The sequence below is a fragment of the Faecalibacterium sp. DFI.5.82 genome, assembly GCF_029076575.1.
GTDB classification, from domain to species: Bacteria; Bacillota; Clostridia; order Oscillospirales; family Ruminococcaceae; genus Faecalibacterium; species Faecalibacterium duncaniae.
Map to the genome: position 1 here is coordinate 1 of NZ_JARFIS010000938.1, position 294 is coordinate 294.

1 protein-coding gene is annotated in these 294 nt (G+C 61.2%); it reads right to left on the reverse strand.

Going from position 1 to position 294, the window contains the following annotated elements; all coding sequences use genetic code 11:
• Positions 1-294: DNA topoisomerase (locus tag P0G09_RS19570; RefSeq protein ID WP_275253513.1), on the reverse strand; the 294-nt coding region annotated here is incomplete at both ends.

The following is a 294-nucleotide window of genomic DNA, read 5'->3' on the forward strand; positions in this document are numbered from 1 at the left end:
CCTATTGCGGAAAACTCTTCCCCGGCGCAGATGGTGGTGAGCGTGGTTTCTGCATAGCTGTGCGGTTCGCCTACGGCGCAGAGCAGCCGTGCGGCAATCAGCCGCAGGATATTCCGCTCCCCGGCAGGGAGGGCGGCAAGGTCTGCGTTCCCCATACTTTTCGTGGGCAGCAGTGCATGGTGGTCGGTGACTTTGCTGACTTTGATGACCTGCTGCACATGGATGGGAAACGGCTCTTCCACGGCAAACGCCTTGCCCGTATTCGTCACCAGCCCCGGCAGGGATGCCGCCATA